The following is a 20,047-nucleotide window of genomic DNA, read 5'->3' as shown; positions in this document are numbered from 1 at the left end:
GTCAGGGGGCGGGGGACAAGGGTTCGGCGGGTTCGCCGAGGATTTCGGTGAGGACCTGGGCCCAGACGGCGCGGGGCGGGACCTCGTGGCCGACGCCCTCCAGCCAGACCAGCCGGGAACCGGGGATGACCCGGGCCAGCTCGCGCGGATGCTCGGACGGGAACCGCTGGTCGAGCGTGCCGTGCAGGATCAGCGTCGGCACGTCGATGGCGGCGAGCCGGTCGCGGACCGGGGGGCCGTAACCGGCACAGCGGTGGTTGAGGCGGGCGGCGGCCAGGTCGGCCGAGCGGTCGTAGACCCGCTCGGCGAGCCGGCGCAGCTGCGGCTCGTCCGGGGTGAACGGGCCACCACGGGCGCGGACCTCGGCGATGATCCCGGCGACCGCGGACCGGCGGTTCGACCAGTCGACCTCGTCGGTGGCGGTGCGGACCCGGACCTCGGTGGCGGGCACGGTGCGGACCGCGACGGCGCCGACCCCGGCCAGCACCGGCATGGCGTCCGGGCCCAGACCCGCGCTGGTGGCGATCAGGGTCAGGGTGAGCACCCGGTGCGGATGCTCGACCGCGATCCGCTGGGCCAGCGCGCCGCCGAGCGACAGGCCGACCAGATGGGCGGCCGGCACACCGAGCGCGTCCAGCACGCCGAGTGCGTCGTTCATCAGGTCCACACCCGAGTACGTGGTCCCGGCTGGGAACGCGGTGGAGCGGCCGGTGTCGCGATGGTCGTACCGGATGACGAACCGGCCGCCGGCGGCCAGCCGGCGGCAGAACTCGTCGTCCCACCAGTCCATCGAGCTGGCCTCTCCGGCGAGAAGCAGGAGAGGAGGCTCGGTACGTTCGCCGAAGGTCTCCAGGCACACCTGGATGCCGTTGACCGGCATCATCGTCTCGGTCACCACGAGGCCCATTGTGGCGGCGCTCACCGACAGTCAGGTTAAAACCGGATCACAACGGATGACGAGATCAAGGTGAGTTGGTTTCGCGTCAGCCGGGCCGATCGGCGATCCGGGTCCGGAAGCGCCGCCTTCCCCAGCTCAGGCCACCGGCTGTGTTTGACTGCGCTAGTGGATCTACCCGAATTGTCGGAATTTGTGCCGCATCGGACCGAGGACGACGCGTCCTTCGAAGGGATGACGGTACCGGGGCTCCGGGCCGAGTTCTTCCGCCGCCCGGAGGGTGACCGGGTCGCGAGCGTCGGCCGGTACTCGCTCGGCGACCAGGAACTGCTGCTCGCCTGGGGATATGTCGACGAGGAGCACTGCCGGCACAACGCCGTCCGGGACCGGGCGGGTGGCTGGCACCCGGCCGTCGCGGGCTGCCCGCAGGTCGAGCTGATCAGAGAGGGCCCGGCCGTGGTCGGCCTGGCCGTCCGGGCCTCCACCGGCAACTGGATCCGCGCCCTCCACCACTGACACCGCCGCCAGCGGCGGAGCGACTGACGCCCCCGGCGGCAGCGGAGCCACTGACACCCCTGGCGGCGGAGCGACTGATGCCGCCGCCGGCGGCGCTGGCGGTGCGGAGCGGCGGGTGCCGTGCCTGGCGGCGGGCGGTGTGTGCCGCCAGGCGGCCGCGAGGCGGGGTGGATGCCGCGCCTCGCGGTGAGCGCGCCGGCCGGCTACCGGTGGGCGGGGGCTACGGCCCGCGCCTGGTTGCGGACGAGGCGCAGGGAGAGCGCGGTCAGGGCGATCGCCAGGACGAAGAGCGTCAAGTGCAGGTACGGGTTCACGATCGGCACGAAGCCGATCACCGCGACCGGGATCTGCACCACCGCGATCAGTGCCGCCAGCAGCCACTTGCGGCCGCCGCTCCACAGCATCGCGGTCCACACCGGGGCCGACGCGACCAGCAGGGTCAGACCGTCGAGCACGGCGTGCAGGTAGGTGTTGTGGACGTTGTTGTGGGCGAACGCCTGGGCCGGCGACGCGATCCACAGACCGGCGACGACGAGGGCGAGAACGACAGCGGCACGACGCATGGGATCCTCCAGCGCTATCAAACCGTTGCTGCGAGTAATCACGGTATAAAACCGGCAGGTGTTGCGTAAACCCTCACGAGTATTCATTCCTCCGGATTGGCACACCGGCGCGCTGCGTTGCTGTCCGTACCGGCGATCGTGGCCGAACGGGCCGTTGGCTACCCGGTGTGATGATCATTAGCCTGCTGACGTGCGTTTGATTGAGATGGCAACGGTATGTGCAGTGACGCTGGGTATTTCCGGCGCTTCTTACTCTGCGTTAAATCCGCAGAAGCTGGAGGCTCAGGCGAGGATCGTGGCGGACCGCGCCACGTGCCGGACGGTGGACACCGCGATCGTCGGGTTCATCGCCGTGAACGGCACCGACCCGACATCGGTCGCCCAGCTCCGGCCATACGTGAAGGGCGACATCTCCCGCTACCGGATCGTCAAGGGCGTGGCCGCCGGACCGGGCTGCTGAGCCGGGCCGGGGCCGCCCAGGGCTGAGGTCAGGGCCGCTCCGGGCTGAGGTAAGGGCCGCCCAGGGCTTGCCGGGCTACTGGTATACCAATAATTCACCGGGCCGCAACGCGCCGACCTCTGCTGAAAACAATCGATGCCGAGAATCCGCGAAACGTTTCTTCCAGCTGGAAGGGTTTCGCATGTCCACAGAGGTCGAGAAGCACCCGGTCGACCAGATGCTCCCGTTCGGCCGGCTCGCCGTGCTCGGGCTGCAGCACGTGCTCGTCATGTACGCCGGCTGCGTCGCCGTACCGCTGATCGTCGGCGGCGCGCTCAAGCTCGACGGCAGCACCATCGCGATCCTGGTCAATGCGGATCTGTTCGTGGCCGGTGTGATCACCGTGGTGCAGAGCTTCGGGATCTGGAAGATCTTCGGAGTGCGCCTGCCGGTGGTCGCCGGCGCCACCTTCACCGCGCTGAACCCGATGATCCTGATCGGCGCGAAGTACGGTATGCCCGCCGTCTACGGCGCGATCCTGGTCTCCGGCGTCTTCGGGTTGCTGATCGCCAAGCCGTTCGCGAAGGTCATCCACCTGTTCCCGCCGCTGGTCACCGGCACGGTGATCACCATCATCGGGCTGTCGCTGATCGACGCGGGAGCCGGTCTCATCGCCGGCAACAACGAGGACGCGCCGGGCTACGGCTCGCTCAGCCACCTCGCGCTGGCCGGCGCGATCGTCTTGCTGATCATCCTGCTCAACCGCTTCACCACCGGGTTCCTCGCGTCGCTCTCGGTGCTGATCGGCCTGGTCGCGGGCATCGTCGCGGCGTCCTTCATGGGCCTTGTCGACTTCTCCGGGGTCGGCGACGCGGACTGGTTCGGGCTGGCCCGGCCGTTCTACTTCGGCGCCCCCGAGTTCCAGGCCGCCGCGATCGTCTCGATGTGCATCGTGATGCTGGTGATCTTCGTGGAGTCGACCGCCGACATGATCGCTGTCGGCGAGGCGGTCGAGAAGCCGCCGACCGAGAATGACATCGCCCGCGGGCTCGCCGCCGACGGCCTCTCCGGTGTGCTGGCCGGTGTCTTCAACTCGTTCCTGGACACGGCGTTCGCCCAGAACGTCGGATTGGTGCAGGTGACCCGGGTGCGCAGCCGCTTCGTGGTCACCGCGGCCGGCGTCATCCTGGTCGCGCTCGGCCTGATCCCCAAGCTCGGCGAGATCATCGCGGCGGTGCCCGGCCCGGTGATCGGCGCCGCCGCCCTGGTCATGTTCGCCACCGTCACCGCGGTCGGAATCCGCAGCCTGCGCCGCGTCGAGTTCGACGGCACCCAGAACTTGCTGATCATCGCGGTCTCGCTGGGCGTCGGCATGATCCCGGTGGTCGCGCCGAACTTCTACGAGAAGATGCCCGACGAACTGCAGATCATCTTCGGCAGCAGCATCACCACAACGGTGATCGTCGTCTTCCTGCTGAACCTGCTGTTCAACGGCACCGGACGGAAGACGCCGGCGGTGTCCGAGGAGGAAAAAGCAAGATCAAATTCATGATGTCGTGCGTCCGCCGGATCGTCGCTCCCGCCGGGACCCCTGCGGGCTTCGCTGGCCGCTGGCGCGTCCATGACGCGAAGCCCTCCGGGGCGATGTCCGTGGGTGGGCGCGGTCACCCCGGAAACCCCGTGGTGGGATGAGTGCCATGACGGCGGGTTCCACGATCAGGCGGGGCTGGTTCCGGCTGTTGAAGGCAACGGTCAACCCGGTCGCGGTGGCGGTGGTGCGCCGCGGCTGGGGCCCGCTCTCCCTGGTCCGGCACACCGGCCGCCGGACCGGCGCCCAGTACGAGACGCCGATGCTGCTGGTGCGGGTGGGGCCGGACTTCCTCGCCGAGCTGACCTACGGCCCCGACGTCGCGTGGCTGCGCAACACGCTCGCGGCCGGGGGCTGCACCGTGCTGCACCGGGGCGTCACCTACCCGATCGGCCGGGTCGAGCCGGTCCCGCCCAGCGCCGGACTGGCCGCTTTCGGTCACCCGGCGGCGCTCGTCCTGCGGCTGGCCCGGCGGCGGGACTTCCGGCGCCTTCACGTCGTACCGGAAAAGGGTCTTTGATTTTTAAAAAACGCCTTGGGCCGTGGTGGTGACCGGCGGCGGATCGTGGCGTCATACCATCGGCCTGTAACGCCGGACAAGGACGGAAACGGGTGACGATGGAGACGTTGGAGTTCCAGGCCGAGGCGCGCCAGTTGTTGCAGCTGATGGTCCACTCGATCTACTCGAACAAGGACATCTTCCTGCGCGAGCTGATCTCGAACGCGTCCGACGCGCTGGACAAGCTGCGCCTGGCCAAGCTGCAGGACGGCCTGGAGGCGGACACCTCCGATCTGCACATCCAGATCGAGGCGGACACCGAGGCGCGGACGCTGATCGTCCGGGACAACGGCATCGGCATGACCCGCGAGGAGGTCGTGGCGCTGATCGGGACGATCGCCAAGTCCGGGACCGCGGATCTGCTGGCCAAGCTCAAGGAAGCGAACGAGGCGAAGGGCGACGCGGAGCTGATCGGTCAGTTCGGTGTCGGCTTCTACTCGACGTTCATGGTCGCCGACAAGGTCACCCTGGTGACCCACAAGGCCGGGACCGAGGGGCACGGCACGCGCTGGGAGTCGGCGGGCGAGGGCACCTACACGATCGAGGACGAGCCGGACGCGCCGGTCGGCACCACGGTCACGCTGCAACTGCGGCCGAAGGACGAGGAGGACGCGCTCTACGACTACGCCGACGAGTGGCGGATCAAGGAGATCGTCAAGCGGTACTCGGACTTCATCTCCTTCCCCATCCGGATGGGGGACGAGGCGCTGAACTCGATGAAGGCGCTCTGGGCGCGCCCGCGCAGCGAGGTCACCGACGAGGAGTACCACGAGTTCTACAAGCACATCAGCCACGACTGGTCCGAGCCGCTCGAGATCATCAACATGAAGGCGGAGGGCACGTTCGAGTACGAGGCCCTGCTCTTCATCCCGTCCCGGGCGCCGCACGACCTGTTCCAGCGGGACGCCCGCCGCGGGCTGCAGCTCTACGTCAAGCGCGTCTTCATCATGGACGACAGCAAGGAGCTGATCCCGGACTACCTGCGGTTCGTCAAGGGCGTGGTGGACGCCGCCGACCTGTCGCTGAACATCTCCCGGGAGATCCTGCAGCAGGACCGGCACATCCAGATGATCCGGCGCCGGCTGATCAAGAAGGTCCTGTCCACCATCAAGGACCTGATGAGCAGCAACCCGGAGAAGTACGCGACGTTCTGGCGGGAGTTCGGCCGGGCCGTCAAGGAGGGCCTGCTCAACGACCCGGACAACCACAAGCCGATCCTGGAGATCGCGTCCTTCGGCACCACCGCCCAGGACGAGCCGACCACCCTCGCCGCCTACGTGGAGCGGATGAAGGAGGACCAGGAGGAGATCTACTACCTGACCGGCGAGTCCCGGTCCCAGGTGGTGAACTCCCCGCACATGGAGGCGTTCCAGGCGCAGGGCTACGAGGTGCTGATCCTCACCGACCCGGTCGACGAGATCTGGGTCGACGCGGTGCCGGACTTCGACGGCAAGAAGCTGCGCTCGATCGCCCGCGGCTCGGTCGACCTGAAGAAGGACGACGCGGAGGAGAAGGAGCCCGAGGGTGACTTCGCGCCGCTGCTCGGCTTCCTCAAGGAGAAGCTGGACGAGCAGGTCAAGGAGGTGCGCCTGTCGCACCGGCTGACCACCTCGGCGGCCTGCCTGGTGAGCGACTCCGACGACATCACCCCGGCACTGGAGAAGATGTACCGGGCGATGGGTCAGGACGGCCCGCGGGTGAAGCGGATCCTCGAGCTCAACCCGAACCACGCGCTGGTCGCCGGGCTGCGGTCGGCGCACGAGCGCGGCGCCGAGGACCCGGCGCTGCCGGAGACGGCCGAGCTGCTCTACGGCACGGCCCTGCTCGCCGAGGGTGGCGACCTGGAGGACCCGGCCCGGTTCGCGAAGCTGCTCGCCGACCGGCTGGCTCGTACCGTCTGATCGTCTGAAAAATGGTGAAAGCGGCCCTGGATCTCTTCCGGGGCCGCTTTTCTGTTTATGATCACGATCGATGTCGCTATCCTCGGTGAATGAGGTGCGAAGCCTGCGGTCTGGACAACGATCCGTCGCTGGAATACTGCGACAATTGTGAGCACCCGCTGCGCGATTCCGGCGCCACCGTCATTTCCGCGCCGCAGCCGGTGGCGGTGCCGCGCCCCCGCCCGGCGCCGGCCCCCGCGCCGCGCGACGACGACGATGACGACTACGACTACGGCTACGACCGGGACGCGACCCGGGTCGTCGTGCCCGGCCCGCCGCCCGCGCCGTCGCGGCCGCTGACCCGTCCGGTGCTGATCGGGGTCGCGGTGCTGGCGCTGGCCGGTGCGGCCGGGGGAGTCGCGCTGGCGCTGCACCGCGACGAGAAGCAGGCCGTCGATCCCGGACCCGTCGCCAGCAGCACTTTTGCCGAACCGCCGGCGAGCCTGCCGCCCTCGGAGATCTCGTCGCCGTCCCCGTCGCCCACCGTGGACCCCGCGGTGCAGGGCGCGGCCGTGGATCAGCTGCTCGACCAGAGCGGGCAGAGCCGGCTCAAGCTGGTCGAGGCGAACGACGTGGTCTTCTCGTGCGGCGACCTGGCCGGAGCGATCGAGCGGTTGCAGGAGGTCGGCACGGAGCGCGGCGCCGAGCGGGCCGCGCTGAACGGTCTCGACCTGTCCGCGCTGACGAACGGTGAACAGATCCGCAGCACGCTGGACACGGCGTTCTCGCATTCGCTGGCCGCCGACCGGCATTATGTGAAATGGGCGCAGGAAAGGCAGGGGAACGGCTGCCGGAAAACGGCGAAGGCTGAGGCTCATCGCATCGCCGGGGATGCCGAGTCGACATCCGCCGGCGCCGCGAAAAAACAATTCCTGAGCCTGTGGAATCCGGTCGCCGTGGGTCTCGGCCTGCCGGCGCGGGAGCGGGACGGGATCTAGCGCCGGGCTTTGGGCCGCCGGGCTTTCGGCCGCCGAGCGGCCGAGCGGCCGAGCGGTCGCGCGGACGCCGGGCGGCCGGGTCGGCCGCTCACCCGTTGAGGGCGGTGACCAGCGCGGTCAGTGCGGCGAGTGCCTCGGTGCCCGGCGCGGCATAGCGGACCAGGTCGTCGAGCATGCTGCGGATCCGGCCGGGCTGGGCCAGCTCGGCCGGCCGCGCCTTCTCCAGCTCGGTCAGCGTCCGCGCGGCCGCCTCCGGGTCGGCGAAGTCGGCCAGGTTCGCCCGGACCCGGCCGAGCAGCGCGCCCACCTGCGCCGCGTCGAGACCGTTGTTCTGCTGGTTGAAGACGTTGCCGTCGCCGCCCAGATTGTTCTGGCCGCCGCTGATGCTGCCGATCCGGAAGTTGTTCGCGTCAGGCATGGGCCGATCCTCCGCTGCTGGTGAAGACGTTGCCGGAGCCGCCGAAGTTGTTCTGCCCGCCCAGGACCGTGCCGACCTGGACCAGGCTGCTGTTGTTCATGGTGATCTGGTTGACCGCCTGGCGGAACTCGAGCGGGTCGACACCCGCCTCCACCAGGAAGTCGATGATCGCCTCGCCGACGATCCGGTCGACCAGCTTCACGTACTTGACCCCGTCGAGCTTCTGCAGATAGCTCTGCGGCACCCGGTCGGATGCCAGGTCGCGGACGCTGACCCGGGCGCCGTAGTCGTGGGTGCGGAACTCGGTCGACGCGGCGACCGACCGGCTCATCGCCAGGCGCAACCGGATCGCCCGGTCGGCGGCCTGTGCCAGGCGCAGCGGGCCGGCGACCACGTCCACGATCGCGGTGCGCAGGGTGCTGCCGAGGGCGTACGAGGCGGCCTTCTCCGGGCGCAGGCTGTCGGCGAGCAGGCACTCCGGGCGCAGCGGCGGCAGCACGGTGCCGATGAACTCGGCGTAGAGCATCCCGCCCTCGACCGCCACGTGCACGAACGCGCTGACCGAGATGCCCAGCGCCTGCGCGCCGAGGATGACGTCGTCGTGCTGGTCCCGGATGGCCTTGCCGCGGACCGGGATGACCACGCGGAGGTACTGCCGCAGGCCGCCCTGCGGGTTCGCCACGATCGCGTCCACGGTGGCGTCGTCGGCCATCGTGTACGGCATCCCGCTCACCGGGTCGAGCACCGGATCGTGCTCGTCGCGGACCCCGTCGGCCACCACGTACGACCGGACGGACAGCCCGGCGACCCGCTGCCCCTCGTCGAGCCAGTCGGCCCGCATCGACTCGATGGCCTTCTTGATCCGCTGGTTCAGGGCCACCGCGTCGATCGCCACCGGCTCCTCCGGGCGGTTCCCGTCCGGGGTGCGCGGCCGCAGGGTCAGGCTGAGCGACCAGCCCTGCCGGACCCGGCCGCAGCCGAGGAACGGGTTGTCGTGGTGCACCACCACGTTGCCCCGCTGGGCGGCCGCGATCAGGGCCAGCCGGTCCTCGATCAGGGTGTCGCGCAGCCGGAGACGCCGGGGCGCCGCGCCGGGCGCGAACTCGGCCGTGACGATCCGGTAGTCCTCGCGGCGGAACGCGTACAGCATCCCGGCGATGCCGAGCAGGACGGCCAGGGCCAGCCACGGGTGGTTCCCGGCGGCGTCGGCCGCGGTGTCGGTGTAGTCCGACGGGACCTCCTCGTCGATCAGCTGCCACAGCCCGTAGACCACCCAGCCGCCGAACAGCGCCAGGGCCCAGGCCAGGATCCAGCGCAGTGAGGGGAGGCGGAAGCGTTCGAGCAGCTCGCGGAGCGTCGTCGAGCGGGCGAACGCGACCAGCGCGCCGAGGGCCGCGACGCCGAGCACGGTGACGATGCTCAGATATGCCGCGACCAGCAGCAGCACGGTGCCGATCGCGTGCTGCGCGGCCTGCCGGCGGCGGACCCGGAAGCACTGCCGCACGATCGGGTCGAGGTCGAAGCCGTGCGACGGCGGCACCGACCGGCGCATGTCGCCGATCAGCGTGTCGACGACGGTGTCGGCGAAGCCCGGGACCAGGAACGCGGCGGTGCAGAGATAGCGCGTGGTGTTGCTGAGGCGGGTGCCGGCCGAGGTGTAGGAGGGCATGGAGAGCGGGGCGTCGTGGGCCTCACGCTGGTGCACGGTTGTCATCGGCGTCGATCCGGAGTCGGCGGAGCGCGGAGATCCTGATCGGACGACGGTAGGCGTGATCACGAGCAGTCGTCAATGGACTACTCGACGGGGATGGCCGGGCCGTTCAGCCGTTGGCCAGGTCCACGAAGAACGTGCCGATGTTCGTGAAGATCTCGGAGACCCCGTCGCCGATGCCCCGGGCCACGTCGGCGGCCGGCCCCGGGTTCGTGCCGATCCAGAAGACCAGCAAGAACAGCAGAACCCAGCTGAGCACCTTCTTCATGGTTCTCCCCACCCCCACAGCGCCATCCAAGATCCTCACACGGTCAGGGAGAACTGTAGGGAAGGCACGCCAGAACCTGAGAGGAGACTGAGGAAACTGGAAGCAACTAGATTTTGACAGTTACATTCATTTCATGGCTACTACCAAAGCGCGCTGGCTCGCGCTCGCCGCATTGGCGTTCTGCACCCTCGCGGTCGGCCTGGACGGCACGGTGCTCAGCGTCGCGCTGCCCACGCTCGCCCACGACCTCGACGCCTCCACCGGTGACCTGCAGTGGTTCACCAACTCGTACCTGCTGGTGCTGGCCGCCACGCTGCTGCCGGCCGGGATGCTCGGCGACCGGTACGGCCGCAAGAAGTTCCTGATCGGCGCGCTCGCGATGTTCGGCGCCGCGTCGGTCGCCTGCGCCTACGCCACCAGCACCGGTCAGCTGATCGTGGCCCGGGCCGTGCTCGGCCTCGCCTCCGCGGTGATCATGGCGTTGATCGGCGCGGTCCTCACCGTGGTCTTCGACGAGCAGACCCGGCCGAAAGCGCTCTCCATCTGGGTCACCGCGAACGCGCTCGGCATCCCGCTCGGCCCGCTGCTGGGCGGCTGGATGCTCGACAACTTCTGGTGGGGCTCGGTCTTCCTGATCAACCTGCCGATCGTGGCCTTCGGGCTGCTCGCGGTCACCGCCTGGGTGCCCGAGTCACACGGCGACCGGGGCCGCCGGCTGGACCTGCCGGGCGTGCTGCTCTCCGCGACGGGACTGGTCGCCGTGACGTACGGGATCATCGAAGCCGGTGAGAAGGGCCTCGGTGACCCGCGAGCGGCCGGGACCATCGTCGGCGGTGTCGTCGCCCTCGTCGCCCTCGCGGTCTGGCAGCGACGGGCGGCCGCGCCCCTGATCGACCTCGACCTGTTCCGCTCGCGCGGCTTCACCGGCGGCGCGCTGCTCTCCACGATCGCCAGCTTCGCGTTCTTCGGCCTGCTCTTCGCGTTGCCGCAGCTGTTCCAGGCGGTCGGCGGCCAGGACGCGCTCGGCACTGGCCTGCGGCTGCTCCCGGTGATCGGCGGCCTGCTGGTCGGCGCCCGCACCGCCGACAAACTGGTCGCCCGGCTCGGCGCACGGGTGGTGGTCGGCGCCGGCCTGATCCTGATCGCCGGCGCGTTGCTGGCCGGCGCCCGGACCGGCGCGGACACCGGCTACGGCTACGTCGCCGCCTGGATCACGGCGGCCGGCGTCGGGCTCGGCTTCACCATGCCGCCGGCCATGAACGCCGCCCTCGGCGCGCTCACCCCGGAGCGCAGCGGCGTCGGCAACGGCCTGATCCAGGCGATGCGCCAGGTCGGCAGCGCGATCGGGGTCGCCGTGCTGGGCACCGTGCTCAACTCCGGGTATCGGGACCGGATCGACGCGGCCGGCCTGCCGGACGCGGCCCGGGACAGCGCGGCCGCCGGCGTCGCGATCGCCAAGAGCTCCGGTGACCCCGGGATGCTCGACACGGTGCGCCAGGCGTTCACCCACGGTCTGGACGTCGCGCTGGTCACCACCGGGGCGGTCGCCGCGGCCGGCGTGCTGCTGGTGCTGATCCTGCCCCGGCACACCCGGCGCCCGGCAGACGGTCCGGCGCCGGTCGTGCTGGCAGAATCGGGGGTATGACAGCGACCCCGGGCCTGCGCGAACGCAAGAAGGCGAAGACGAGGGCCGCCATCCGCGAGCACGCGATGCGGTTGTTCGAGGAGCAGGGGTACGCGTCGACCACCGTGGACCAGATCGCGGAGGCGGCCGAGGTCTCGCCGAGCACGTTCTTCCGGTACTTCCCGACCAAGGAGGACGTCATCCTGGTCGACGACTACGACCCGGTGATCCTCGCCGCGGTCCGCCGCCAGCCGCCGGACGTGCCGCCGATCGAGGCGATCAAGCGCGGGATGCGCGAGGTGTTCGAGACCTTCACCCCGCAGATCTGGGAGGACGAGCGCCGCCGTCAGCGCCTGATGTCCGAGGTCCCGGAGCTGCGGGTGCGGGCCATGCACCAGCTCGGCGAGGCCATCGACATGATCACCGTGGTGCTCGCCGAGCGGACCGGCCTGGCCGCCGACGACATCCGGATCCGGGCGATGAGCGGCGCCGTCACCGGGGTGGTGATGGCGGTCATGCCACCCGGCCGGATGACCGGCGAGGCGTCCATCCAGACCGAGGACTTCGCCCGGCTGCTCGACGGGCTCGACCTGCTCCAGCGGGGGCTACCCCTCGCGTAGCCGGTCCCGGGCGGCGGTCAGCAGCTGCTCGGAGATCTCGGTGCCGGCCGTCGCGCGGGACAGCATCAGCGCGCCGACCAGCATGCTCACCGCGGCCAGGTCCGGCTCGCCGTCCGTGCCGAGCATCCGGGCGTAGGCCGCCACCCCGTCGGCGTAGGTCTGCCGGGCCGCCGGGCCGCCCGCCGCCCGGGCGACATCGCCGGCGAAACCGGCGGTGGGGCAACCCGGGCCGGGGTCGTCCCGATGCCCGGTGGACAGGTAGGTGTCCAGGAACGCCGGGAGCCCGGCGCTGTCGCCCAGCCGGGCGGCCTGCTGCTGGAAGGCGTACCCGATCGCCTCGTCGACGAGCGCGTCCTTCGAGGCGAACTGCTTGTAGAAGCCGCCGTGGGTCAGCCCCGCCGCGGCGCTCACGTCGGCGACGCTGACCCCGGCGACACCCCGCTCGCGGAAGAGCCGGGCCGCCGTCGCGACGATCCGTTCCCGGTTCTCCCGGGCCTGTGCCTGCGATACCCGTGCCATGGCCGCCACTATAGATGACGTGTGTCATCTATTACCTTGCGAGCTTTAGATGATGCTCGTAATCTAAGTCGCATGGAACTCACCAACGCCGTCGCCGTCGTCACCGGAGCCAACCGCGGTTTCGGCCGTCACCTCGCCACCCAGCTGATCGCCCGCGGCGCCAAGGTCTACGCTGCGGCCCGCAACCCGGAGACCGTCGACGTGCCCGGCGCGATCCCGTTGCGCCTCGACGTCACCGACCCCGCCTCGATCGCCGCCGCCGCCGTGACGGCCGCCGACGCCACCCTGCTGATCAACAACGCCGGCGCCGCGACCGGGCAGACGCTGGTCGGCGGCGATCTCGACCTGATCCGCGCCGAGCTGGAGACCAACTACTTCGGCGTGCTCGGCGCCACCCGCGCCTTCGCGCCGGTGCTCGAGGCGAACGGCGGGGGAGCGATCCTCAACGTGCTCTCGGTGCTGTCCTGGTTCCACCCGGCAGCGCTCGGGGCGTACTCCGCGACGAAGGCGGCGGCCTGGGCCCTCACCAACGCCACCCGCGAGGAGCTCGCGCCGAAGGGCATCGTGGTCACCGGCCTGCACGTCGGCTACATGGACACCGACATGGCCGCCTCGGTCCCCGCCGACCAGAAGGTCGACCCGGCGCTGGTCGCCAAGCTCGCTCTCGAAGCGGTCGCGGCGGGTGCCCCGGAGGTGCTGGCCGACGACCTGTCCCGCACGGTCAAGGCCGGCCTCTCCGCCTGAAAATCCCTTTCCGGTACGACGGGGAGCGCCCATCCGCAGGCCACGAGCCAGGTTCCTCGTGGTCTCACGCGACACCGTGCCCGCTCCCGGCCGTGGCGCGCGTCCCCGTTCCGGCTGGTCTCCAGGGGTGCTTCGCACCCCTGGAGACACCCCTGGGAGCCAGCCGGCGCCGGTGCGGCGCGCCGCGGTCGGCTCGCGGCGCGGACGTCGCGCGAGACCACCACGGGGCGTGGCTCGTAGCCTGCGGACGGGCGCTCCGTATTCGTACCAAATGGGGTTGATGTTGATCTGGCGGCCGGAACCAGGAGTGAAACATTCTCCGGATGGGTAACGGCGCGTCATGTCGACCATCACCGATGCCGGAACCGGCCAGCTGATCGTCGCCGCGGTGCTCGGTATCGCGGCCGTGGTCGTGCTGATCGCCTGGGCCAAGTGGCATCCGTTCCTCGCCCTGATCATCGGGACCGGCGTGCTGGGCCTGGTGGCCGGCGCCGCACCCGCCAAGATCGTCACTTCGTTCACCAGCGGGCTGGGCAACACGGTCGGCAGCGTCGGTGTGCTGATCGCGCTCGGTTCGATGATCGGGGCGCTGCTGACCGAGACCGGCGGCGCGGACGGCATCGTGCAACGGATCGTGACGAGAGTGTCCGGTTCGGCGCTGCCCTGGGCGATGGCCGGGGTCGCGGCGCTGGTCGGGCTGCCGCTGTTCTTCGAGATCGGCGTGGTGCTGCTGGTGCCGATCGTGGTGCTGGTGGCCCGGCGTACCGACGTGGGTCTGCTCCGGATCGGCATCCCGGCGCTGGCCGGGCTGTCGGTGCTGCACGGGCTCGTGCCGCCGCACCCGGGACCGCTGGTCGCGATCGACAGCCTGCACGCCGACCTCGGGCTGACGCTGATGTTCGGGCTGATCTGCGCGATCCCGACGGTGATCGTGGCCGGACCGGTCTTCGCCAACTTCATCGCGCCGCGGGTGCCCCTGGCGGTCCCGGCCCTGGTCGGCTCCGGCGGCGGGCAGGTCCCGGACGCCGACGCGGACCGCGCGGCCGGCGGCCACGGCGACCCGCAGGACCTGGACGCCGACGGGACGCCGGACCGCGCCGAGGGGCGTCGCCGCAACCCGGGCTTCTGGCCCGCGATCCTCACCGTGCTGCTGCCGATCGTGCTGATGCTGGGCCGGGCCGTCGCCGAGCTCACCCTGCCCGAGGGCAACGGGTTCCGCTCCGCGGTCGAGGTGCTCGGCACGCCGGTCGTGGCGCTGCTCTTCGGCGTGCTGGTCGCGATGTGGTCGCTCGCCTACCGGGCCGGTTTCGACCGCCGGGAGACGTCCTCGATCGTCGGCGGCGCGCTGCCCCCGATCGCCGGGATCCTGCTGATCGTGGCCGCCGGTGGTGGCTTCAAGCAGGTGCTGGTGGACAGCGGGGTGGGCAACGTGATCGCCGACGCGGCCCGGGACGCGAACCTCAACGCGCTGGTGCTGGGCTTCCTGGTCGCGGTCGGGATCCGGGTGGCGACCGGCTCGGCCACGGTCGCCACGATCACCGCCGCGGGCATCGTCACGCCGCTCGCCGCGACCCTGGACAAGCCCGAGCTCTCCCTGCTGGTACTGGCGATCGGCTCCGGCTCGCTGTTCTTCTCGCACGTCAACGACGCCGGGTTCTGGCTGGTCAAGGAGTACTTCGGGATGACCGTCGGGCAGACCATCAAGACCTGGTCGGTGATGGAGACGATCATCTCGGTGGTCGGCTTCGCGTGCGTGATGCTGCTCAGCCTGGTGGTCTGAGCCCGTTCTGTTTCGTCCATGAACCGACCCGATCCGGGTCGGTTCATGGACGCTTTGCCGGGTTCTGCCCTGCATACGCTCCTGGCCAACAACAGGAACGGGGGCTTGTGAAATGACCTGTCAACGTGGTTTACGCGCCGGTGCCGTGCTCGCGGCCACCGCGCTGTCCGCCGTCGGCCTCGGCGCACCGGTTCAGGCCGGCACCGCGCCGGGCGGCCGGGTCGCCGTGACCGTCGTCAACCGCGCCACCGGGAATCCGGTGGCCGACGCCTGCGTCGTGCTGGTGCAGCCCGGGCAGGGTGGCCTGCCGGACGGTTGCGGCGACGTCACCGACCAGCAGGGCCGGGTGACCACCGGCCGGGTTCAGGCCGGCACCTACCAGATGTTCGTCTTCACTCCCACCGGATACGGCTACCAGTGGGCCGGTGCGAACGGTGGCACCGGCGACCAGCGCGATGCCGCCCGGATCCAGGTCCGGGCCGGGCAGACCAGTCAGGCCGCCACGGTGCGGCTCGACCGGCCCGGCGCGATCACCGGGGTGGTCCGCGATCCGGCCGGCGCCCCGGTGCCCGCCGCGGACGTCTCGATCACCGCGTGGGGTTTCGGCGTCGGCCCGTCGCTCGGCGCGGTGACCGCTGATGATCAGGGCCGGTATCGGCTCGACGTGCTCGGGCCGTACTCCTGGCCGCTCTCCGTCACCTCGGGCGGAGTCCTGCCGCGGCAGTGGTCGGGCGGCGTGGGCAACCGGTTCCAGGCCGATCGGGTCCGGGTCCGGGCGGGGCAGGACACCACGCACGATCTGACCCTGGCCCGTGGCGGTCTGTTGCGCGGCGGGGTGACCGTGCGCGGCGGTGCGGCCGTGGACAGCTGGCGGCTCACCGCGGTGAACGCGGTCACCGGTGACCAGATCGGTGTCGCCGATTCCGGCACGGCCGAGGACCGGAGCTATGCGATGCCGCTGGCCGGTCCGCAATCGATCAAGGTCCGCTGGAGCGTGCAGGCCGGCGGTGAGAGTCGTTCCGGCTGGGCGCGCACTGCGCCGGTGCGGGTGGCCGGCTCCGGCACCCGGACACTGGACGTGACGATCGGCTGAGCGCCGGTGGGGGACCGCGCATCAGATGCACCTGATGCGCGGTCTCGCGGTTTAAGCGTTGCGTTCGTCGCGCCAGGCGAGCAGCTCGCGGAGCTCGCCCAGGTCTGGCTTCGGGCCGCCGACGCCGAGGGTGAAGAGCCGGCCGCCGAGTTCGTGCATCCGGTCGCGGCTCTCCGGGTTGCCGGCCACCGACACCTCGATCTCGGACGGGTCGCGGCCGATCGTCTCGCAGTGCCCGCGCAGCACGCCCAGCTTGTGCTCGAGGGTCTCCGCGTCGGCGAACGAGTGCCAGATGTCGGCGTGCTTGGCGACCAGGCGCAGCGTCTTCTTCTCGCCGCCGCCACCGATCAGCACCGGGATCTTGCGGGTCGGTGGCGGGTTGAGCTTGCCGAGCCGGGACTCGATCCGGGGCAGCGCCTCGGCCAGGTCGTCGAGGCGGCCGCCGGCGGTGCCGAACTCGTAGCCGTACTCGGTGTAGTCGCGCTCGAACCAGCCCGAGCCGATGCCCAGGATGAGCCGGCCGGCGCTGATGTGGTCGATGGTGCGGGACATGTCTGCGAGCAGCTCGGGGTTGCGGTAGCTGTTGCAGGACACCAGCGCGCCGATCTCCACCCGGGAGGTGGACTCGGCCCAGGCGGCGAGCATGGTCCAGCACTCGAAGTGCGGACCGTCCGGCTCGCCGTACAGCGGGTAGAAATGATCCCAGTTGAACAGGACGTCGACCCCGGCCTCTTCCGCCTCCGAGGCTGTCCGGCGGATGGTGTCGTAGTCCATGTGCTGCGGCTGCAACTGCAGCCCGATCCGAACCGGCCTATCGATCATGTGTCGAGCTTATGGGCAGGTGCTGTCGATTTTCTGCCCGACGGTGGCGAACTCCCCGTTGAGGAACGCCTTCGGATCCGTGGACTGGGCGCCCTGGGTGAGCGCCGCGGCGACCTCGTCGACGGCGGCCCGCTGGGTGGCCACGTCGCTCTTCGCGCCGGCCGCGGTGACCTGGGCGGCCATGTCGGCGAACGTCTTCTGCAGGCCCTCGCGGGCGTCGTCACCCGAGCCGGTCGCGTAGGCGGCGGCCCGGATCGCGCCGTCGGTGAGGATCTTGTAGACCGCGGTGCAGACGTATTTTGGCTGGCCGGCCGAGGCGGAGGGGATCGGCGCGACGCTGAACGGCGCCGGGATCGCCTCCGGGGGGATGTCGATCTCACAGCCGGCGGCCAGTGCCGCGATAGCGATCATGGTGATGGGCATGACGGTGCGGTGGCGCATCGGCATTCCCCTTTCTCGATGACGGGTACGCGGCAGCATAGTTCGCCCCACCGGCAGTCGCCCGCCGTGCGCCACCTTTACCGGGTCGGGAAGTTAGCTACCAACGTGGCCAATCTCCCTGGAAAAGCACTTATCGGAGGTATCGCGGCGGTCCTCGTCGCCGTCGGCGGCACCGCGTACGCCGAGATCGTCTCCTCCAGTCCGGTGACCTCCCCGTCGTTCAACGGCTCGGTCTACGCGGTCGCCTACCGCGGCAGCACCGTCTATGTCGGCGGCAACTTCACCAAGGCCGTCGCCGCCGGCCGCTCGGTGGAGCGCACCCGGCTGGCCGCGTTCGACTCGCGTACCGGCGCCCTGCTCGACTGGAAGCCCAGCGCCGACGCCAACGTCCGGGCCCTCGCCGTGGACGGCGACACCGTCTTCGCGGCCGGCGACTTCGACACGGTCAACGGTGAGCCCCGGGACGCGATCGCCGGGATCCGTGCCGCCGACGGCGTGCTGACCACGATGCGGCACACCGTCCTGGGCCAGCCGAACGCGCTCACCACCGGGAACGGCCGGGTCTACGTCGGCGGCCGGATCACCGCGGTGGACGGGGTGCCGCGGACCAACCTGGCCGCGTTCAGCACCACGACCGGCGCGCTCGACGCGTGGGCGCCGACCACCGACGACACCGTGCACGCGCTCGCCGCCACGGCCGGCCGGATCTACCTGGGCGGCAGCTTCCACCGGACCAACGGGGCGCGCTCGACGCTGCGGCTGACCGCGGTGCACCCGGTCACCGGGGTGCTCGACCCGACGTTCCTGCCGAAGCCGGTGTCCCAGGTGTTCGCGCTGGCCGCGGCGGACGACGGGGTGTACGCGGCGCTCGGCGGGCAGGGTGGGCGGGCGGTGTCGTACACGCGTACCGGGGCGATCCGCTGGACCCGGGTGTTCGACGGTGACGCGCAGGCGATCACCGTGCTGGGCGGGACCGTCTACGTCGGCGGGCACTTCGACAAGGCCTGCACGACCACGAACAACGGGGTCAAGGGGATCTGCACGGACGGCTCGGTGCCGCGCGGCAAGCTGGCCGCCGTCGACCAGCAGGGCAACCTGCTCGACTGGGCGCCGCAGGCCAACGGTGTCGCCGGGACCCGATCCCTGGCGGCCAGCGCGGAGCTCGCGTCGGTCAGCGCGGCCGGTGACTTCACCACGGTCGGCGGGCAGCCGCGCAAGCGGTACGCGGAGTTCGGCGTGGCGACGGCGATCACCAAGGACGCCCCGGTCACGTCACCCGTGGTGGCCTCGTACAACTTCGACACGACCGTCGCGGACGGGACCTTCGACGACGGGTCGGGGCGGGGGCACCCGCTGCGTACCGTGCCGGGCACCGCCGCCGCGCCCACCCTGGTGGCGCACGGCACCGGGCAGGCGCTGCGTTTCCCGGGGCTGATGCTGCAGAGCGAGGCCACCCCCGATCTCACCCCCGGCACCCGGCCCCTCCGGTACGGCGCGAGCGTGCAGCTCGCCGCCCCCGAGACGTCCACCCTGCTGTCCGGCGGCCGGTACGCACTCCAGGTCGTGGCCGGTACGCCTGCCTGCGGCATCGACGCCGTCCACGTGGCGCGCGGGAAGATCCCGGTCACCGACGGCGCCTGGCACGCCCTGGAGTGCCGCCGCACCGGCCCGGGCCTGTCGCTGTACGTCGACGACGTGCTGCAGGAAACCGTCCCGGTGCCGGCCACGCTCGCGCTGGACAGCACCGCGCCGCTGACCGTCGGCGGCGACCAGTTCCGCGGAACGATCGACGATGTGTGGGTGCAGATCGGGTAGGTGTCGTACCGGTCCGGTACCTTGCGCGCATGCCTGAACTCGACCGCCTGCTGCAGGCCGGTTCCCGTTACGCCCACGACGACGTGACCTACGTCGTCGAGGCACACCCGCTCGGCGACCTCTCGCTGCCCACCGGCCGGCTGGCCGCCTTCGACCCAGGCATCACCGACGAGGACGACGAGCCGTTCTCGATCACCGTCGCGCCCGGCACCTACCCGGTGACCGCCTGGGTCGCGGTGCTGGAGAAGGAGGACCGGGAGTGGCAGCGCCGGGTCGCCGCCGTCCAGCTGACGATCCGCGACGAGCCGGTCGCCACCTGGGAGCTGGCGCTCGTCGACGGCGACGACCCGGCCGACCTGGAGGACGGCGAGTTCTTCGGCTACGCGGTCGAGACCGGCGGCGGCGCCTTCGCCGACATCACCGTGGGGCAGATCCTGGCCCGCTGGGACTCGGAGGACTTCGAGGAGGCCTTCGACCCGGACGACTTCCCGGAGGCGCCGGTCCCGGGCCACTTCGCCCAGGTCGTCGACGAGAAGTCCGGCGCCAACCTGATCATGGTCGAGTCCGGCTGGGGCGACGGTTACTACCCGACCTACGTCGGCCTCACCGAGTCCGGCGACGTCGCCTGCTTCGTCACCGACTTCCTGGTCGTCCCTTACTGACCTTTGCTGGTCAGGGTCACTCTGGAGTCCATATCGCCGTTTCGAGTGATTCACATTGGTTTGGGTCTCGTGTCTAGATAGGGCATGAGATA

General features: G+C 70.7%; 21 protein-coding genes. 13 read left to right on the top strand and 8 right to left on the bottom strand.

Features of this window, described 5'->3' with window-relative positions; translation table 11 throughout:
* Window position 1: 1 nt before the first annotated feature.
* Window positions 2–922, bottom strand: a complete 921-nt coding sequence (locus tag ADL15_RS08785; protein WP_232343965.1) for an alpha/beta fold hydrolase — start codon at window positions 920–922, stop codon at window positions 2–4.
* Window positions 923–1,090: 168 nt separating this feature from the next.
* Between ADL15_RS08785 and ADL15_RS08780 the strand changes: the two genes are divergently transcribed.
* Window positions 1,091–1,411: a hypothetical protein gene (locus ADL15_RS08780; protein ID WP_067686918.1), complete on the top strand. Its 321-nt coding sequence runs from the start codon at window positions 1,091–1,093 to the stop codon at window positions 1,409–1,411.
* Between the two features lie 203 nt (window positions 1,412–1,614).
* Here ADL15_RS08780 and ADL15_RS08775 read toward each other — a convergent pair whose 3' ends face one another.
* Window positions 1,615–1,974, bottom strand: a complete 360-nt coding sequence (locus ADL15_RS08775; RefSeq protein WP_067686914.1) for a hypothetical protein — start codon at window positions 1,972–1,974, stop codon at window positions 1,615–1,617.
* A 190-nt stretch (window positions 1,975–2,164) separates the two neighbouring features.
* On the opposite strand from ADL15_RS08775, the gene ADL15_RS08770 reads away from it, so the two are divergent.
* From ADL15_RS08770 to ADL15_RS08750, 5 genes are all read left to right on the top strand, one after another.
* Window positions 2,165–2,434, top strand: a complete 270-nt coding sequence (locus ADL15_RS08770) for a hypothetical protein (protein WP_067686911.1) — start codon at window positions 2,165–2,167, stop codon at window positions 2,432–2,434.
* Between the two features lie 181 nt (window positions 2,435–2,615).
* A complete protein-coding gene (locus ADL15_RS08765) occupies window positions 2,616–3,965 on the top strand; it encodes a nucleobase:cation symporter-2 family protein (RefSeq protein WP_067686908.1) in 1,350 nt (449 codons plus the stop codon).
* 145 nt (window positions 3,966–4,110) lie between these two features.
* Window positions 4,111–4,521: a PNPOx family protein gene (locus ADL15_RS08760; protein WP_067686905.1), complete on the top strand. Its 411-nt coding sequence runs from the start codon at window positions 4,111–4,113 to the stop codon at window positions 4,519–4,521.
* A gap of 92 nt (window positions 4,522–4,613) precedes the next feature.
* Window positions 4,614–6,461, top strand: coding sequence for a molecular chaperone HtpG (htpG, locus tag ADL15_RS08755; protein ID WP_157441252.1), 1,848 nt, complete (start codon window positions 4,614–4,616; stop codon window positions 6,459–6,461).
* Window positions 6,462–6,550: 89 nt separating this feature from the next.
* A complete protein-coding gene (locus ADL15_RS08750; RefSeq protein WP_067686901.1) occupies window positions 6,551–7,438 on the top strand; it encodes a zinc finger Ran-binding domain-containing protein in 888 nt (295 codons plus the stop codon).
* A gap of 88 nt (window positions 7,439–7,526) precedes the next feature.
* Here the strand turns inward: ADL15_RS08750 and ADL15_RS08745 are convergent, their stop codons facing one another.
* From ADL15_RS08745 to ADL15_RS54085, 3 genes are all read right to left on the bottom strand, one after another.
* A complete protein-coding gene (locus ADL15_RS08745; RefSeq protein WP_067686899.1) occupies window positions 7,527–7,856 on the bottom strand; it encodes a hypothetical protein in 330 nt (109 codons plus the stop codon).
* Window positions 7,849–9,570 carry a hypothetical protein gene (locus ADL15_RS08740; RefSeq protein ID WP_067686897.1) on the bottom strand — a complete coding sequence of 574 codons (1,722 nt, stop codon included), beginning with the start codon at window positions 9,568–9,570 and terminating at the stop codon, window positions 7,849–7,851. Before ADL15_RS08740 ends, ADL15_RS08745 begins: the two co-directional genes overlap by 8 nt.
* A 106-nt stretch (window positions 9,571–9,676) precedes the next feature.
* Entirely contained in the window at window positions 9,677–9,835 is a 159-nt protein-coding gene (locus tag ADL15_RS54085; protein ID WP_198170651.1) for a hypothetical protein, read from the bottom strand.
* Window positions 9,836–9,968: 133 nt separating this feature from the next.
* Here ADL15_RS54085 and ADL15_RS08735 point away from each other — a divergent pair, with 133 nt between their 5' ends.
* Window positions 9,969–11,480 (top strand): MFS transporter, encoded by a 1,512-nt coding sequence (locus ADL15_RS08735; protein ID WP_067686894.1) that lies wholly within the window; start codon window positions 9,969–9,971, stop codon window positions 11,478–11,480.
* Window positions 11,477–12,079 carry an acyl-CoA-like ligand-binding transcription factor gene (locus tag ADL15_RS08730; protein WP_067686891.1) on the top strand — a complete coding sequence of 201 codons (603 nt, stop codon included), beginning with the start codon at window positions 11,477–11,479 and terminating at the stop codon, window positions 12,077–12,079. The genes ADL15_RS08735 and ADL15_RS08730 overlap by 4 nt, the downstream gene beginning before the upstream one ends.
* Here ADL15_RS08730 and ADL15_RS08725 read toward each other — a convergent pair.
* Window positions 12,065–12,598 carry a TetR/AcrR family transcriptional regulator gene (locus ADL15_RS08725; RefSeq protein ID WP_067686888.1) on the bottom strand — a complete coding sequence of 178 codons (534 nt, stop codon included), beginning with the start codon at window positions 12,596–12,598 and terminating at the stop codon, window positions 12,065–12,067. The two genes, ADL15_RS08730 and ADL15_RS08725, sit on opposite strands and share 15 nt — an antisense overlap.
* Window positions 12,599–12,670: 72 nt before the next feature.
* On the opposite strand from ADL15_RS08725, the gene ADL15_RS08720 reads away from it, so the two are divergent.
* The 3 genes from ADL15_RS08720 (at window position 12,671) to ADL15_RS08710 (ending at window position 16,215) form a co-directional block, all read left to right on the top strand.
* Complete coding sequence (locus tag ADL15_RS08720) at window positions 12,671–13,342, top strand: SDR family oxidoreductase (protein WP_067686885.1); 672 nt, start codon at window positions 12,671–12,673, stop codon at window positions 13,340–13,342.
* A 340-nt stretch (window positions 13,343–13,682) separates the two neighbouring features.
* Window positions 13,683–15,122, top strand: a complete 1,440-nt coding sequence (locus tag ADL15_RS08715; protein WP_067686882.1) for a GntP family permease — start codon at window positions 13,683–13,685, stop codon at window positions 15,120–15,122.
* Window positions 15,123–15,234: 112 nt separating this feature from the next.
* On the top strand, window positions 15,235–16,215 hold the full coding sequence (locus tag ADL15_RS08710) for a carboxypeptidase-like regulatory domain-containing protein (RefSeq protein ID WP_083971019.1): 981 nt from the start codon (window positions 15,235–15,237) through the stop codon (window positions 16,213–16,215).
* A 51-nt stretch (window positions 16,216–16,266) separates the two neighbouring features.
* On the opposite strand, the gene ADL15_RS08705 is transcribed toward ADL15_RS08710, so the two are convergent.
* Together ADL15_RS08705 and ADL15_RS08700 are read right to left on the bottom strand one after the other, a co-directional pair.
* Window positions 16,267–17,037, bottom strand: a complete 771-nt coding sequence (locus ADL15_RS08705; RefSeq protein ID WP_067686876.1) for an LLM class F420-dependent oxidoreductase — start codon at window positions 17,035–17,037, stop codon at window positions 16,267–16,269.
* A 9-nt stretch (window positions 17,038–17,046) separates the two neighbouring features.
* Entirely contained in the window at window positions 17,047–17,460 is a 414-nt protein-coding gene (locus ADL15_RS08700; protein WP_232343964.1) for a hypothetical protein, read from the bottom strand.
* A gap of 123 nt (window positions 17,461–17,583) precedes the next feature.
* Between ADL15_RS08700 and ADL15_RS08695 the strand changes: the two genes are divergently transcribed.
* Window positions 17,584–19,293 (top strand): hypothetical protein, encoded by a 1,710-nt coding sequence (locus ADL15_RS08695; RefSeq protein WP_232343963.1) that lies wholly within the window; start codon window positions 17,584–17,586, stop codon window positions 19,291–19,293.
* 29 nt (window positions 19,294–19,322) lie between these two features.
* Window positions 19,323–19,955: a DUF4241 domain-containing protein gene (locus tag ADL15_RS08690; RefSeq protein ID WP_067686867.1), complete on the top strand. Its 633-nt coding sequence runs from the start codon at window positions 19,323–19,325 to the stop codon at window positions 19,953–19,955.
* The last annotated feature ends 92 nt before the right edge of the window (window positions 19,956–20,047 follow it).

Source organism: Actinoplanes awajinensis subsp. mycoplanecinus (assembly GCF_001509495.1).
Classification (GTDB): domain Bacteria; phylum Actinomycetota; class Actinomycetes; order Mycobacteriales; family Micromonosporaceae; genus Actinoplanes; species Actinoplanes palleronii.
Note: the sequence above shows the minus strand (reverse complement) of the source record. Positions and strands in the feature narration are given on the sequence as shown.

What these genes read in the sequence shown, in the direction of transcription:
- ADL15_RS08775 (WP_067686914.1), bottom strand. Translation starts at nt 1,974, where the DNA reads ATGCGTCGTGCCGCTGTCGTTCTCGCCCTCGTCGTCGCCGGTCTGTGG.
- ADL15_RS08765 (WP_067686908.1), top strand. Translation starts at nt 2,616, where the DNA reads ATGTCCACAGAGGTCGAGAAGCACCCGGTCGACCAGATGCTCCCGTTC.
- ADL15_RS08760 (WP_067686905.1), top strand. Translation starts at nt 4,111, where the DNA reads ATGACGGCGGGTTCCACGATCAGGCGGGGCTGGTTCCGGCTGTTGAAG.
- ADL15_RS08750 (WP_067686901.1), top strand. Translation starts at nt 6,551, where the DNA reads ATGAGGTGCGAAGCCTGCGGTCTGGACAACGATCCGTCGCTGGAATAC.
- ADL15_RS08745 (WP_067686899.1), bottom strand. Translation starts at nt 7,856, where the DNA reads ATGCCTGACGCGAACAACTTCCGGATCGGCAGCATCAGCGGCGGCCAG.
- ADL15_RS08740 (WP_067686897.1), bottom strand. Translation starts at nt 9,570, where the DNA reads ATGACAACCGTGCACCAGCGTGAGGCCCACGACGCCCCGCTCTCCATG.
- ADL15_RS54085 (WP_198170651.1), bottom strand. Translation starts at nt 9,835, where the DNA reads ATGAAGAAGGTGCTCAGCTGGGTTCTGCTGTTCTTGCTGGTCTTCTGG.
- ADL15_RS08735 (WP_067686894.1), top strand. Translation starts at nt 9,969, where the DNA reads ATGGCTACTACCAAAGCGCGCTGGCTCGCGCTCGCCGCATTGGCGTTC.
- ADL15_RS08730 (WP_067686891.1), top strand. Translation starts at nt 11,477, where the DNA reads ATGACAGCGACCCCGGGCCTGCGCGAACGCAAGAAGGCGAAGACGAGG.
- ADL15_RS08725 (WP_067686888.1), bottom strand. Translation starts at nt 12,598, where the DNA reads ATGGCACGGGTATCGCAGGCACAGGCCCGGGAGAACCGGGAACGGATC.
- ADL15_RS08720 (WP_067686885.1), top strand. Translation starts at nt 12,671, where the DNA reads ATGGAACTCACCAACGCCGTCGCCGTCGTCACCGGAGCCAACCGCGGT.
- ADL15_RS08715 (WP_067686882.1), top strand. Translation starts at nt 13,683, where the DNA reads ATGTCGACCATCACCGATGCCGGAACCGGCCAGCTGATCGTCGCCGCG.
- ADL15_RS08710 (WP_083971019.1), top strand. Translation starts at nt 15,235, where the DNA reads ATGACCTGTCAACGTGGTTTACGCGCCGGTGCCGTGCTCGCGGCCACC.
- ADL15_RS08705 (WP_067686876.1), bottom strand. Translation starts at nt 17,037, where the DNA reads ATGATCGATAGGCCGGTTCGGATCGGGCTGCAGTTGCAGCCGCAGCAC.
- ADL15_RS08700 (WP_232343964.1), bottom strand. Translation starts at nt 17,460, where the DNA reads ATGCCCATCACCATGATCGCTATCGCGGCACTGGCCGCCGGCTGTGAG.
- ADL15_RS08690 (WP_067686867.1), top strand. Translation starts at nt 19,323, where the DNA reads ATGCCTGAACTCGACCGCCTGCTGCAGGCCGGTTCCCGTTACGCCCAC.